5 protein-coding genes are annotated in these 15,176 nt (G+C 62.9%); 3 read left to right on the forward strand and 2 right to left on the reverse strand.

Annotation, left to right across the window (positions count from 1 at the left end):
- Positions 1-57 precede the first annotated feature (57 nt).
- Both A3E1_RS0103830 and A3E1_RS45895 read right to left on the reverse strand, forming a co-directional pair.
- The gene (locus A3E1_RS0103830) at positions 58-1,359 is read right to left on the reverse strand and encodes a hypothetical protein (RefSeq protein WP_020519419.1); all 1,302 of its coding nucleotides are present in this window, start codon (positions 1,357-1,359) and stop codon (positions 58-60) included.
- Between the two features lie 785 nt (positions 1,360-2,144).
- On the reverse strand, positions 2,145-2,348 hold the full coding sequence (locus A3E1_RS45895) for a hypothetical protein (RefSeq protein ID WP_083929345.1): 204 nt from the start codon (positions 2,346-2,348) through the stop codon (positions 2,145-2,147).
- Positions 2,349-2,462: 114 nt separating this feature from the next.
- On the opposite strand from A3E1_RS45895, the gene A3E1_RS0103840 reads away from it, so the two are divergent.
- The 3 genes from A3E1_RS0103840 (at position 2,463) to A3E1_RS38820 (ending at position 15,167) form a co-directional block, all read left to right on the forward strand.
- Positions 2,463-5,495, forward strand: coding sequence for an AfsR/SARP family transcriptional regulator (locus tag A3E1_RS0103840; protein ID WP_169454365.1), 3,033 nt, complete (start codon positions 2,463-2,465; stop codon positions 5,493-5,495).
- Positions 5,496-7,859: 2,364 nt separating this feature from the next.
- Positions 7,860-9,086: a LamG-like jellyroll fold domain-containing protein gene (locus A3E1_RS49290; protein WP_456064338.1), complete on the forward strand. Its 1,227-nt coding sequence runs from the start codon at positions 7,860-7,862 to the stop codon at positions 9,084-9,086.
- A gap of 18 nt (positions 9,087-9,104) precedes the next feature.
- Positions 9,105-15,167 (forward strand): RHS repeat-associated core domain-containing protein, encoded by a 6,063-nt coding sequence (locus A3E1_RS38820; protein ID WP_051104774.1) that lies wholly within the window; start codon positions 9,105-9,107, stop codon positions 15,165-15,167.
- Positions 15,168-15,176: the final 9 nt, after the last annotated feature.

Consider the following 15,176-nt stretch of genomic DNA (forward strand, 5'->3'; position numbering starts at 1 on the left):
GCGTGCCAAGCGGAAGGGCTTGGCATCCGGTGATCACTCATGTGACCCTTGCGGCGCCTACGAGATCAGCTGGACGCGAGGGTAGTCTCCCGTGATGCCAGGCACGGTCACCGCGTAGAGGGTATAGATGTAGTTGCAGTCAAAGAAGTCGAAACATCGCACCACTGGCAGGTATATCCGTCCTGGGGCGAGGTCCGTGCCGGGCACTACGCGCGTGGCGTTGGCGAATCCGTTGTGCAGCCCGTCGAATTGCTCGGTGGTGAAGTCTGCTATCACGGTGTGGTTGTCCGCTGAGTAGACAATCGTCCGCGCCCGGCGTGTGTCGCCAGTGTCGATATCGGCCTGCACGACGATCAAGCCGGTGCCGTCGATGGTTGTGATCGCTGCGATCACGTCCGGGCCATAGACCTTCAACCACGTCATGTGCCCACCCGCGTCGAAGCGGATGAGTTTGGCTCGGCCTCGCTCGATGACCGTCACAACGACGCCGCCGTCGGGGAGTGCATCGATGTCGACGGGTTCGGTGCAGTGCCCGACTATTTTGGTGCGCCAGCGTATGTGACCGTTGTCGATCGCTACCACCGATTGAGCCGATGTGGAGCCCGCGGGGCATCCTTGCGGCAGCTGGCGAAAGTTGAGGAAGGCGAAAAACCGGCCATCGGCGTTATTGCTGCCCATGAATCCCTCAACCAAATCGGTTTCCGGCAAGGAGGCGGTCGCGGTCACTTCCCCGGTATACGCAATCCAATAGGCTGTACTCGGTGACGCGGCGACAAGCCCTGCGGCGTTAGCATCGAAGAATTCGACATTGTCTTCAGTCGGCGCGAAGGATGTGCTGAACATGATGCTCCCGTCTGCCGCACGAAGCCCGATGACACGGAATTCGCGACGGTGGCAGTCGGCTGCAGCGGCAGTGGTGAGAACGTAAACATTGCCGTCGGCGCCGACCTTGATGTCTCGCGCTGCGGTCTCCTGAAAGGGTTCAGCGCACACAAGCGGCTCGGGCAGATCGGTAAGCCACAGGCGGGTTCCGTGGCGGTGGGCGGCGATGAGCAGCTGTCCGCTGCTGGCATCACGCACGTGTGTATAGGCAATCTGGTCCCCGGCGGCAGTGGTTGGACGCCAGCAATCAAGGCCTTGAGCTCCCGTCGGCACAGTCCATCGTTCCTGCTGGCTCGCACTGACAGTTTCGATAACGGTCGCTCCTTCGCTTCCGCAGCCGGACGTGATCGTGACTGATCCATCCGGATGGACGGCGAACTCCCCACCACTGTTGTGCAGCGACTCCACCCATGCCAGCGTCGGCCCTTCGGCGCGGGCAGGCATAACAATCAAGACCGGGGATACAAGCAACAGCATCAGGGCAAGGAAACGAACTATCCACACTGACCGAAAAGATGGCATGCCTGACAGGGTCCGGACATGAGCCGCTTTTCACGAAGAGGCTAAGGTCTCACAAGGGAAGCCCAGACAGCCGCAAAACTCGGCCCGATCCGGGCGCAAGCGCGGCGAACGGAGCGGCTCCACTCCGCGAAGGTAACGACTGGCTGCCGTCCAAAATGGACATACCCCGGACGGTGAAATGCCGCGAGGTCTGCCGCAAGAGCCGTAGCTGTCAGGCAAGGCCGCACCTGCAGGTCTGAAGTACTGTGACACCCCATCTAGCTAATGAAGCCCGAATACTCTTTCGCGGGTGCTGCCGTATCCCGGCCTGTTGCTCCGCGCCGTGTGCAGCGCGGAGCACGTGACCTTGCCGCTGCCCGCGATCCTGCGGCCGTCTGCACTGGACCCTTCAGCCAGACCACCAGCAAAAACTGCGAGCACAGCCCCTTGCCTTAGCTCGATGGACCTTGCGAGCACGGCAGTCAACCAGTACCTCGACGCCCAGCCGGACCTCAAGGCGGTGTTCGCTGGTTCAGACCTCAGGCGAGGCGGCATTGCGATCGCGGATGGGCGACGGCGACAATCAGATTGGACGGTTGTCAGCGTGCTGACGAGCATGCCGCGGGGGTTCGCGGAACAAAGCCGTGGCATGGAGCAGCCATTCTGCGTCGACACAATTGGACTGCGCAACCCACCGGTCAAGCTGATCACTCACCGCTATGCATGCGCTGGATTCGGCAATCGCCGCCAGCAAACTCCCATCAGCGCCCCGTATAGCTGGCCGGCTGGCCGACCGCGCCCCTAATCAGCCGCTTGCCGATGAAATCCTCTGACGGCTGCGGCATGGCGATCGTGCAGCGGCCAGCCGCCTGCCTGGCCACCTCGCTGTCAGCCATGACCTCCGGGAACATTTTTGCATAAGCAAGGATGTCATCCGGGTTGACAATACCCTTGTCGCCCTTCATCTGTCTCCTTAGGTGCGCGTGGAATAACGTCCCGAAGACGATCGCAACCGGCGCCCGCGTCGTTGTTGACAACGAATTGACACGGCATTGCGTCCCATAGTTATGGTCAGCATTATGCGGTTTCGGGTCCTTGGCAACGTTGCAGCGGAGTTTCGGGGGCAGCACGTTGTCCTGAATCGCCGCCGCGAGCGCTGCCTGCTCGGCCTGCTGATGCTCGAAGCAGGCCGTCCTATGCCGGCCAGCCGCCTTACCCAGCTCCTTTGGGAGGAGCCACCCGAAAACGCCAAACGGACCCTGCATAGCCACATCGCCCGTATTCGTGCCTTCACCGGAGATGCACTTACAGCCAGTGACTCTGGCTACACGTTGCATATTGATCCGCAAGAGGTCGATGTGCATCTGTTCCAGGCGTTAACCCGGCAAGCACAGTCCGAAATGGATCTCATACAACGGCTGTCCACACTGGAACGGGCGTTAGCGCTTTGGCAGGGGCCGGTACTGGGCGACAATGCTGGGCCGGCCCTTCATGAGAAGGTAGCCGCCTCGTGGGAGTCGATACGGTTGTCGGCCCAAGAACTTCATTTGGCGACGCTCGTGGAGCTGGGCCGGCGCGACGAGGCACTTCCCCTGCTGCAGCAGCTAAATGCCGAAGACCCAGGCCGGGAGCCAATCACAGGATTGCTTATGACGACGCTCTATCAGGCGGGCCGCAAGGCAGAATCCCTTGCTGCCTATGAGCGCACGCGAGTGTGGCTAGCTGCCGAGTTAGGCATTGACCCCACACCGATGCTGCAAGCGGCGCATGTGAAGGTGCTGCGAGATGAGCTCTGCCCGCCGCCGGCGATCCCGCAAGACCTTCCGGCTCCGGCCTCGGCGTTCACCGGCCGCGACGAGCAGGTGGCGCTCCTGCAGCAACTGCTGGGCAGGAAGAGCCAGGCCGGGCCAGTCGTCACCCTTATCACCGGGACAGCGGGTATCGGCAAAACAACTCTCGCTATCGAGGCGGCTCACCGCGTCGCGAGCAGCTATCCAGGCGGTCAGATCTACCTCAATCTCAACGGTTATTCGCACTCCCAGCCATTGTCCGTTTTGGACGGCCTGACGCGGTTGCTGCGTTCGCTTGGCGTTGCCGCAAGCGAGATTCCTGCCGATGAGGAGGCTGCGGCTAGTCTGCTTGCCTCCAGAATTGCCGGGCGGCGTGTGCTGCTGGTGCTAGACAATGTCGGCTCGGCCGGGCAAATCAAGCCCTTGCTTCCGGCGACGGCTGGTAATGCGGCGATAGTCACCAGCCGTGCCCGGCTCGGATCGCTCATCGGCACGCACTCAGCGCATTGGCTGCCGCTTGAGACCCTGACAGCCGCCGAGGCGCACACGGTACTCGAAGGCATCATTGGATCGTCCAGATGCGACGCTGACCGGCAGTCTGCTGCCGAAATCGCAAACCGCTGCGCGCGCCTGCCGCTGGCCTTGCGCATGGCAGGCGCCAATCTCGCCATCCATCCACATTGGAGCCTCGCTGAGTACGCGGCCCAAATGCGCGACCAGCCGCTAAACGCGCTAGAGGTCGATGGCGACGCGGCCGTCCGCACCGCCTTTCAGCTGTCGTATGACCGGCTTCCCGCAGCGGCTCAGCGGCTATTCTGTTTGCTCGGGGTAGCCATTGGCCCCGAGATCGGAGCCGAAGCCGCTAGTGCCATGGCTGGCCTCGACCCGCACGTGACACACCGGCTGCTCGACCAGCTATGCGCGGCCAGCCTCGTTATCGAGCACCGCGCACACCGGTACTCGCTGCACGACCTCATCCGCGAGCACGCCCGCGAGCAGGCCGCGCAGAATCACGTGACGGGTGAGCCGCTGCGGCAGCTAACCGAGTGGTATCTGTCGATGACCGTTGAAGCTTCGGCGACCGCCTACCCTATGGCTACCAGGCACCCCGCCGTAGCCAAATGGCGCCACCGCGTCGCGCCTTTCCCTGATGTCCCCACGGCGATGGCCTTTTTCGCTCAGGAGCTGCCGAACCTCGTTGCAGCCGTGCAGAGCGCGGCGCAGCAGCCGTACTCTCACATCGCCTGGCTGCTAACTGACTCACTGCGCGGTTTCTACAACATGCGAGTCCCGCTTCTGGAGTGGACGGTGACCGCCGAAGCCGCATTGAAGGCAGCGCTAGCCGCCGCGGATCCGCTCGGGGAGGCGGCGGCCCGGTTAAGCCTCTCCGGAGTGCTCCGGCGACAGGCCAAACACGACGACGCCATCCGCGAATTACGGCACACCATCGATCTTTGCCAGCAAACGGGATGGGAAGTTGCCGAATCGGCCGCCCACAACAACCTTGGGGTGGTCTACCTGGAACTGATGCGCCCACACGAAGCCATGGAAGCTTTCAAATCGGCGCTTGACGGCTGCCGCGCAGACAACAACCAGCTGGGCGAGTCGTTAGCGCTCGGCAACCTTGGTGGCGCCTATCAGGATCTGGGAATGCTTGCCGAATCAATTGACTTGGCACAGCAACAACTCGATCGCTACGGAGAGTATCCGCAGCCGAATGTCTTATCGAACATTTCGGCCAGCTATCAAATGCTTGGGGAATACGCCAAGGCGCTCGACTATGCCAGGCGAGCACATGATCTGGCGCAAACGAGCGGCGATCGCTGGGTAGAACCATTGGCTTTGGAAAACCTGGCCACCGCACTCCGGCATCTCGGCGACCTCGAAGGCGCGATGGATCATGCCCAGCAGTCCCTGGCAAAGGCTGCCGCTGGCGGATTCGAGCTAGCAGCGGCCCGGGCAACCGCTGTAATCGGATCGATCCACCTCGCGGCACGCAGGTACCCGGAGGCAGCCAGCACATATCAGGAATCCCTCGCCAAACTTGGCCGCAGCCGCCCGGGACGGGCGCACCTTAGGGCCGTGCTCGGGCTGGCCGAAGCGTGCGCTGGACTCGGCGATCATAAGCAAGCACGCACTCTGGCCACACAAGCTTTGGACGTAGCCTTGCGGTCGCAGCTCAAACTGCGGGAAGCTGATGCGCTAAACATATTGTCACATTTGGATGCCGTCGGCGGCGATATGAAGCTTGCGCAGAAGCGGGCCGAACGCGTAGCGGAGATCTGCGATGAGACCGGATACCGGTTGACCCCAACGCGATAGCCGACGCCCAAAGAAAGTCCTTTTAGGATTCGCGCAGGTTCTGTTCCAATGTGGCCATTGCCGTGGACCACCTTGACTGCTCTGAGGCCATAAAGTGGCCATGCCGGCGGTTGATAAATGCCTGGGCTAGATCCCTGAGGTACTCACCAAGGCTAGGTCTCCTAACCAGCTCGACCGCCGTCGATAAAGAATAAAGCATCCGGCCTCTTTGCGGCGGCGGGTCTGCGCGACCAGGCGTATCAGAGTTTTCAGCAGGCCCGGGTCTTCGCAACGGAGCGAGCCGAGCGGAACGAGCTGGGCAAGGCCCTGGCCGACCTGGGCATGCTGCTGAATTCGCCGCAGTATTTGCACGACGCCTTAGCGCTTGACCCCATCGCGCCCGCGGACGCCGAAAAGGCCCGGCAGCGTGTCAGCAAAATGGCAACCGTGGCGTAGGCACCGTCCCTCATTGTCGCCCAGACCAACGTAACGCTTTCTGGGATCCGCCAAAGGGGCACCATGCGCCGAATAAACGCCATCCTGGCTGCTTTGGCAGCTGGGCCGATGATTGTCGTGATCGGACCGTCGCTTTCCCTCGCCGCACCCGCCAAGTGCACTGCTGTTGCGGCGGATGCCGTTGCGGCAACTGCCATGGCCGCGGCGTGCCGGACGCGGGTCGAGATCGAGACGGCCCGCACCGAATACGCCCAGGTGTTTGCGAATCCTGACGGGACGCACACCTGGGAAAGCGCCGTCGTGCCGCAGCGCGCCAAACGCCATGACGGAACCTGGGGGACCATCGATACCACACTGCACCGCATGGCTGACGGGCTCGTTCCGGCCGGTACCGCGGCTAACGTTAAGTTTTCCGCCGGGGGCTCAGGCCCGCTCGTGACGTTCCAGCGAGAGGGCCGCACGACCACGCTCACCTGGCCCACGCCGTTGCCCGCACCCCGTGTCGATAAGAATTCGGCCACCTACCAAAGTGTCATGCCTGGGGTAGACCTGATGGTGTGGGCGACACCGACCGGATTCGGCCATCGCCTGACCGGCCAGGACGCACCCGAGGTCAAGCTCCACATTGGAGGAGACCGTGCCGGGATCGAAGGCACCGACATCGTGATCGCCTCGGACGAAGACCACGAGGACGGGCTGACGCAGACGCGATGGGCCTATGCCACCTCCAACAACAGTGAAGGCAACACAAGAGACACCAAGGTGACCGGCGCGGACCCTTCGCCTGAGGCGGAGGTCCTGATCGTCGGGCCCGAGCCAGGCATGGGACGGCGATACCGCAGCTTCCTGCAGTTTCCCCTCACCGGGCTGCGGGGAAAAACCATCCTCAGCGCCAACATCGCTGGCAAGGCCGACCACACCTGGCTGTGTTCTGCGTCGCTCACCTACTTCTATCGCGCGAAAGCAATCTCAAGCAGCCCGAGGCAAAGCTGGCCCGGGCCGGAGCTCCAGGAACGGATCGCCACGGCCAGCGTGAAGTCTGCCAACGAGGCCAATGACCCCTGTTACTACGCGAACCAGCTCTTCGAGGGAACCGGCTTCGCCAGCGACCTGCAGTTCGGGGTGGACGAAGGCTGGAGTTTCTACACCGTCGGGCTGTCCGCCGCCGACACCAAGGACGGCGCGAACGAGTCCGTCAATTCGCGCTACATGCGCTTCTTCCTCAATGACTACCGCCTCAGGGTCACCTTCAACACGAGGCCGAACCCGCCAGACAGCCTCACGGTTGACGGGAAGCCTTGTGCCACAGGCCCGCAACGCCCAGCGGTCAAGACCACCACGCCAGCACTTCAGGCCCGGGTGGTCGACGCCGACACCGACCTCATGGACACGTACTTCTACTGGTCGAAGTGGAACGGCACGGCATTCGCGGCGGAGCCTGGTTCGGGTGCCAAGCAGGACTCGGTGCCAAGCGGCAGCACCGCACGAATGAGCGTCAACGCCGGTGTGGAGGGCGGCATCTACTCGTTTCACGCCAAGGCCGATGACTCCCCGTCGACCACCCCACACCTAACGTCCAACGCGAGCGCGAGTTGTGAATGGACGGTCGATCTCACTGCGCCTATAGCGCCCACGGTGACAGGGGATGTTTACCAGGAGGGCCAAACCTCAGGCGGAACCGGGATCACGGGTCATTTCACCTTCGCCTCTTCGCCAGACACGGTGAAATACCTGTGGGGCTGGTCGGATCCGCCCTACACCTCCGTAGTGCCAGCGGCAGCTGGTGGCAACGTCACCATCGCCTGGACCCCGCTCAACGCCAAAGCGTACTCGTTGTATGTAAAGGCAATCGACAAGGCTGGCAACGAGGCGNCGAGCCGCTATCAGTTCACGGTCGCAGCGGGCAGACCCCTGGCCGCATCGTGGCTGATGAACGACGCGGCGGGCGCAGCCACGCTGGCTGATGAATCGGGCAACAGTCCTCCCGCGGCAGTCCTTAATGGAGCGACACTTGGGGCTCCGGGCCGCCTCCTTCCCGGAAACGATGGCGTCTCACGGACGGCGATCTCCTTCGACGGCGTGGACGACGTGGTGGAGACCTCCGGACCGGTAATTGACGACACCACGAAGAACTTCTCCGTTGCCGCGTGGGTGAAGCTGGGCGACCTGAGCACGAGCCGCACCATCGTTAGCCAGAGCGGTTCCAGCGGCGAGTTCTTCGCGCTCGAATACTCAAGCTCGGGCGTCTGGCGATTCCGCAGCACGACCGCGGATACTGCTGGGGCGGCAGCGAATCCGAATGCCGACTCCACGAGTCCAGCTCGCCTCAATACCTGGACACACCTAGCGGTCAGCTACGACGAAGCCATCAACGCCTTCGATTTGTACGTCAACGGAACCAGAGAAGCCCGCGTCTCCGGCATTACGCTGTGGGACGCCAACGGGCCGACGCGGGTTGGCAAGGGATTCAAGGGTTCGCTGGCCGGAGTCCAGCTGTGGGAACGCCGGGTCAGCTTCGCCGAGGCCCAATGGGCCAGCGATGCTCTTCTGGTCGGAGGCGTCGGCACCTGGCTGATGGAAGAGATCGGGCCAGGCCCCACTTATGACAGCTCAGGGATGCAACACGACCTGGACTTCTTTGGTGGAGCGCAGATTCCGCCATCCGGCGCCGGAAAGGAAGGAACCGGGCTGCGGCTTGACGGGCTTGATGACTACGCGGCTTGCGCCGAGCCGGTGCTCTACCCCGATCAGTCGTTCACGGTCTCGGCGTGGGTTCGCCTGGCAGCCACCGATCGCGAGCAGGTGATCCTGTCGCAGGCAGGCTTCACCCTGGCCTTCTCGCCTGGAAATGGGGGGCAGTGGCGGCTGCGCTTACCGGCAGCGGGAAGTAACGCCGCCGCCGACACCATCGCGGCTGCTCCGGCAACCGGTGCTACCACAGACTTCCACCACCTCATTGGCGTTTTCGATGCGCAGAAGCGCGAGTTACGGCTTTACGTCGACACCACCACTGCTCCGGTAATCACACCCATGAACCCGTTGTGGACGCCGTGGAACGCCAGCGGGCCATTCCTGATTGGACAGTTTGCCGCTGCCGACATCGATCAGATCCGGGTGTACCAGGGAATCGTCCGCGATCTCGCCACCATCAAATAGAACTGGGGAGAACCTCAAATGCTCAAGCACCTTAGACGGCTGGCACCACTAATCCTGGTGCTGCCGCTGGCAGTGGCGCTGCCTGCGGGCGCGCAGGCCTATCAGCCGGGATCGGTTCAGCGAGAACCGGCCGTCCCCGGATCCTCCTTCAAACCCCAAGGACCAAATACCTCATGGGGTACGCAGTTCCGCCCAGCCGTGACGAAGTGGCCGTCCGTGGGCAAGACTGAGGTGACGTTGCCTGGTTTGCGGGAGCGCCAGCTAGGTACCGACAACGCGGTGAAGGTGGCCGGGCAGCCGCTGACCATCACGGGCGATCCCTCTGGCATCACACCAAGACGGATAAGTGTGGAGACGCTGTCAGCGACCGGCGACGGTGTTCAGATGCGTCTGTCGCGAGCAGACGGTGTCGCCGTGGCCACGCGCATCGGCCTGAGCATCGACTACAGCCAGTTCCGCTGGGCCGGTGGTGGTGATTGGGCGTCACGCCTTTCGCTCTACGTTCAAGGGCAGAAGGTCGCGGCGACCAACGATGTCGCCAAGGGCACCGTGGAAGCGACGATGGCCGTGGGCGCCGAACCCGTAACCGTCATGCTGGCTGCGGCACCTTCTGGGTCGGCCGGCGACTACAAGGCGACCTCGCTGTCACCGTCGGCCACGTGGGGCGCAGCGGGAAACTCCGGTGACTTCAACTGGTCTTACGGTCTGCGTGTGCCGCCCGGCCTCGGTGGCCCGGAACCCGCCATCGGCTTCGACTATTCCTCGGCGAGTGTGGACGGCCGCATGGCTTCTGCCAACAATCAGTCGTCGTTGGTGGGTGAGGGGTTCACCTTCAACCCTGGGCACATTGAGCGCCGTTACAACAGCTGCGCCGAAGACATGGGCACCGGAGCCAATAACACCACCAAGACCGGGGACTTGTGCTGGGAGACGGACAACGCGTCGCTGACGCTGTCGGGGCATTCCGGGGAACTCCTCAAGGATGCGGCAAACGCGAACCGGTGGTTCTTGCGCTCTGACGACGGCACATATATCGAGCGCAAGACCGGCGGTCCCAACAGCGACAACAACGGCGAATGGTGGCTGGTGCGCACCACCGACGGCACGCAGTACTGGTTCGGCGGCCGCTCTGGTTCCAGTGCCACACTCACGGTGCCGGTGTATGGCAATCACAGCGGCGAACCGTGCCACGGCAGCAGTTATGCGGCCTCCTACTGCACTCAGGGGTATCGTTGGCTCCTGGACTATGTGGTGGATACCACCGGCAACACCATGTCCTACACCTACGTGAAGGAAACCAACAAGTACGGCCGAAACCTGCGGCCCGAGGATGACACGGTCTACGACCGCGATGGCTATCTGCAGAAGATCGAATACGGCACGCGCACGGATTCCACAGGCAACGCCCCGATGCAGGTCGTGTTCGACGTTGCCGACCGCTGCCTAGCCGACTGCACCGTCAATGATGCGGCACACTGGCCCGACGTCCCGTGGGACCAAGTTTGCACGGCCGCAACCTGTGGCTTGAACCAGGTCTCGCCGACCTTCTTCACGACCAAGCGGCTTGCTGCTGTCATCACCAAAATCTGGGCTGGGCTCGCCTACACCGACGTCGAAAAATGGACGCTGTCTCACTCCTTCCCCAGCTCAGACCAGCCGTCGCTGTGGCTGGCCAAGATTTCGCACACTGGGCTGGTCGGCGGGTCGGCCAGCGTCCCGGACGTGACCTTCCAGGGGACATCGCTGCCGAACCGGGTCGACACGAACTCCGATCAGTTCCCGGCAATGACGCGCTATCGCATGAAGGCGATAACAACGGAGACCGGCGGGCGCATCGACGTCACGTACACCAGCGCTGGCTGCGTCAAGGGCACGCGCATGCCGGACCAGAACAATCTGCATGCCAACAACTTGCGCTGCTATCCGGTGAAATGGACGCCGGAAGGGCTGACCAGCCCGATCAACGACTTCTTCCACCGCTATCTCGTCTCCGATGTGGCAGAGGCAGAGATGTCCGGCCGGTCGCCGCGGGTGCTGACCCACTACGACTATCTCGGTGAACCCGGCTGGCACTACACCGATGACGATGGCCTCATCAAGAGCGCCTATAAGACGTGGTCGGTCTGGCGCGGGTACTCGGCTGTCCGGGTTACCAAGGGCGATCCAGGTCAGCAGACGGTGCAGGAGCGGCGGTTCTTCCGGGGAATGCATGGCGACAAGTTGCCCACCGGCACCCGCAGCGTGCAGGTGCCAGGGATCGCGCTAGGCGGGGTGCCTGCGGCTGACGACGAAGATGCCTACGCGGGAATGTTGCGCGAGACCATTTCCTTCAACGGACCGGGCAACGAGGTGTCGGCTCTGGCCACTGAACCGTGGCAGTCGGCGGTCAAAGCGACCCGCACCATCAACGGTTCTACAGTCAGCGCCCGCGTCGCGCAGACCATCGCACAGCACACTCGCACCACATTGGACGGTGGCCGTGCTCCACGCACGACGACTGAACGCATGACATACGACGAGTACGGCATGCGGGTGCAGGCGGAAGACCGCGGTGACAATGCCGTTACTGGCGACGAAAAGTGTGCCCTGACAACTTATGCACGGAACGTCAACCTGTGGATCATGGATTTGCCGGCTCGCGAGCGCACCTTCGCCGTTGACTGCACGAAAGCCTTGAGTGGCACGGGCTTGACCGACGACGACGTGCTCGATGACCTGCGCTATACCTACGACGCTCCGACCGGGAACCTGCTCAAGTCCGAGAAGCTCAAAGCTTTCAACGATGGCAACCCCGCCTACCTCGTCGAGAACACTGCCACCTACGACAGCTATGGCCGGGTGCTCGAATCCGTGGACATCCGCGGCAACAAGACGGTAACCGCGTACACCCCGAGCACAGGCGGGCCGCTGACAGCCATGACATCAAAGAGCCCGCTCGGCTGGGAAACGACCACACAGTTCGAGCCGGCGTGGGGGGTCGAAGTTTCCACGACTGATCCCAACGGCCGCAAGGTGGAATCGACATTCGATCCACTCGGGCGGATGACCCAAACCTGGTTTGCCGGGCGGGACAAGAAGACTCAGACAGCAAACGTGATTCACGAATACCACGTGCGCCACGATGCTCCGAGTGTGACGGTGACCAAGCGGCTCGGCCCGTCTGGTGACTACATCGCCTCGTACGCGTTCCAAGACGGGCTATTGCGCGACATTCAGACGCAGCAACCCAACGCGGGGGAGGGGACCGGGGCGGTCGTCACCGAGACGTTCTACGACTCGGCCGGCCGCGCCCACAAGACCCACGACCCGTACGTCGCCGAAGTAGGCCCAAGCACCAGCCTGTTCGTAGCTCACGGAAACATCCCGTCGCTGAACGTGAAGCTCTTTGATTCCGCCGGGCGGACCATCGCCGACGTCAAGAAGAAGGACGGGCCACCGGCGAGCGAAGGCGGCACCGAGCTTTGGCGCACCAGCTACGCCCATTTCGGTGACCGTGAGGAAACGTCGCCTCCCAGCGGCGGAACGAAAGTCACATCAGTCCTCGACGCTGGCGACCGGGTGGTGGAAAAGCGCCAGCACCACAAGAGCGGCACTGGATTCGAGAAGACGGCCTACCAGTACAACCGCAAGGACCAGCTCATATCGCTCACTGATCCCGCCGGGCTCAAGTGGGAGTACACCTACGACCTCCGTGGCCGCCAGGTCAAGGTGACCGACCCGGATCGTGGCACCATCACCAATGTCTACAACGACTACGACGAAATCGAGTCCACAAGGGACAGTCGCGAGGTCACGATCGCCTACACCTACGACACGATCGGGCGCAAGCGGACCGTGCGGGATGGGTCGGTCACCGGCCCGGTCCGTGCGGAGTGGACCTACGACGTGCTGAGCAACGGCCTGGCCGTGCGCGGAAGACTGGTCAAAACGACCCGTTACGAGGGCACGGCGGCGTTCTCCACCGAATACACCAGTTTCACCGCTGGCTATCTCGCTGGGGCGGTGACGCACACCATCCCGGCTACTCCCTCTACGACCGGCGTCAGCGGCAAGTACACCTATGTGTTCAGCTACAAGCCAGACGGCTCTCCGGAGACTGTCCGGCTGCCTGCCGCAGGCAACCTCGGCTCTGAGACGCTCAGATTCGACTACGGCAAGACTGGCCTGCCATCAACGCTGAGCACGACCCTCGGGGCGACTTACGTAACGGGCACCGAGTACACGAGTTTCGGGGAACTCGGTGCGATGCATCTGCGCAACAGCACCGACGTGAACGCACCTCGTGTGGACGTCACGCGTGCCTACAACCTCCACACGCGACGGCTGGAGCAGATCCAGACCAAGCGTTCGGGGGCGCTGGATCCGGTGTCCGACCTTCGCTACAGCTATGACCCAGCCGGCAACGTGACCGGAATCGCCGATGTGGCGACCGGTGACAGCCAGTGCTTCACCTCCGACCACCTGCGCCGCCTCAAAGACGCGTGGACTCCGGCCGACGGGGACTGTTTGAAGGATCCGGCAACGGCGGTGCTGGGCGGCCCGGCGCCGTACCGGCACACTTACACCAACGACGGCGTGGGCAACCGGACCAGACTGGAAGAATTCGCTCCCGTCGCCCGGACGACCGACTACACCATCAAACCGGGGACGCATCAGGTTTCCGGTGCAGGCAGTGCGGCGTACACCTATGACCCGGCAGGGAACATGCTGACGCGGCCGGCCCCGGGTGGTGGCACTCAGACGATGACGTGGGACGCCGAAGGGCACCTCGCCACGAGCACAGACACGACCGGGACCACGTCTTACATCTATGACGCCGACGGCAGCCGGCTCATCCGCAACGATCCCACCGGCACGACCCTCTACCTTCCCGATCAGGAGGTGCGTTCCACCAACGGCGTTTCGGCAGCAAGCTGCAGCAGGTACTACACGCATGCCGGGCAAACCCTCGCTACCCGCACCGCTGCCGGGGTCGTGTGGCTCTCGGGCGATCATCACGGCACCGCCAACATCAGTATCGAGGCGGGCAACGCGCAGACAACGGCAATCCGCCGCGAGACTCCCTTCGGCGTAAGCCGGGCGGGCGCAGGTACTTGGCCGTCGTCTATGGACAAAGGCTTCGTCGGTGGCACCGCCGACAACACGGGCCTGGTCCACCTCGAAGCACGCGAGTATGACCCGTCGATCGGAAGGTTCATCTCGGTGGACCCGGTGCTCGACAAGGACGATCCGCAGCAGCTGCAAGGGTATTCGTACGCGAACAACTCACCGGTCAGCGCCAGCGACCCGGACGGTCTTTGGCCAGACTTCGACTTCATCGCCGAGGGAATCGAATTTACGGCCGAGATTGCTGGCCTTCCTGCAGTAGTGGAAGGCGTCAAGACCACTGCTGATTGGGTCTGGAATAACGCAGACAAGGTCAGCGCCGCTACGGGTGCCGAATCTGCGATCTGCATGGAATTAATTGTCTGCGCACCGTTCGCGCCCTGGTTGGGCATGATGTCGTTCCAGTTTGGAGTGATCGCTACGGTAAAGTCCTGCGTCGAAGGTAAAACGCTCGATTGCCAGGTCGGAATCATTAGCAGTGCGATCAGCTTCGTGGGCCTGTTTTTCGGGTTCGGCGGGGCAGGTGCATTGTTTCCGAGGCTCGCTGCGGCAATCGACAAGGCGGAGTGGACGGACGCCTTCGTCAAAGGTCTCGGCATAGGAATGACCGCCATAGGCTCCACGTGGTCATTCCTCTTCCCGAACAAATCCATGCACGAGTGTGCGCTTATTCCGGCCAGTTGCTTCATGCCGCCGCCACCCAAGCCGCTCACGAAGGGGATCGTGGCTCGCAGCGGAGGTGGCTTGGGCCCTGCTGCAGGGGCTGGCGTCGGCGGCAAGGTGTACCGTCCCGCATCTGCCAACGACAAACGCAAGACCCCGGCGAAGGCACACGACAAACGCAAGCCTGGGTCGAAGGCGGGCGGAGGCGGATCCGGCGGGCAGCAACACCGTGGCGGCAAAGCCAAGCGGGCCGGGGGCAAGGTGAATAGAGCCGGCGGCTTGAACCAGTTCCGCAAGCGGCACGGAAGATAAACAAACAAA

It is taken from the genome of Catelliglobosispora koreensis DSM 44566 (assembly GCF_000379685.1).
GTDB lineage: Bacteria > Actinomycetota > Actinomycetes > Mycobacteriales > Micromonosporaceae > Catelliglobosispora > Catelliglobosispora koreensis.

Excerpts from the sequence above, each read along its gene's own strand:
- A3E1_RS0103840 (WP_169454365.1), top strand. The coding sequence starts at position 2,463 with ATGCGGTTTCGGGTCCTTGGCAACGTTGCAGCGGAGTTTCGGGGGCAG.
- A3E1_RS45895 (WP_083929345.1), bottom strand. The coding sequence starts at position 2,348 with ATGAAGGGCGACAAGGGTATTGTCAACCCGGATGACATCCTTGCTTAT.
- A3E1_RS0103830 (WP_020519419.1), bottom strand. The coding sequence starts at position 1,359 with ATGCTGTTGCTTGTATCCCCGGTCTTGATTGTTATGCCTGCCCGCGCC.
- A3E1_RS38820 (WP_051104774.1), top strand. The coding sequence starts at position 9,105 with ATGCTCAAGCACCTTAGACGGCTGGCACCACTAATCCTGGTGCTGCCG.
- A3E1_RS49290 (WP_456064338.1), top strand. The coding sequence starts at position 7,860 with ATGAACGACGCGGCGGGCGCAGCCACGCTGGCTGATGAATCGGGCAAC.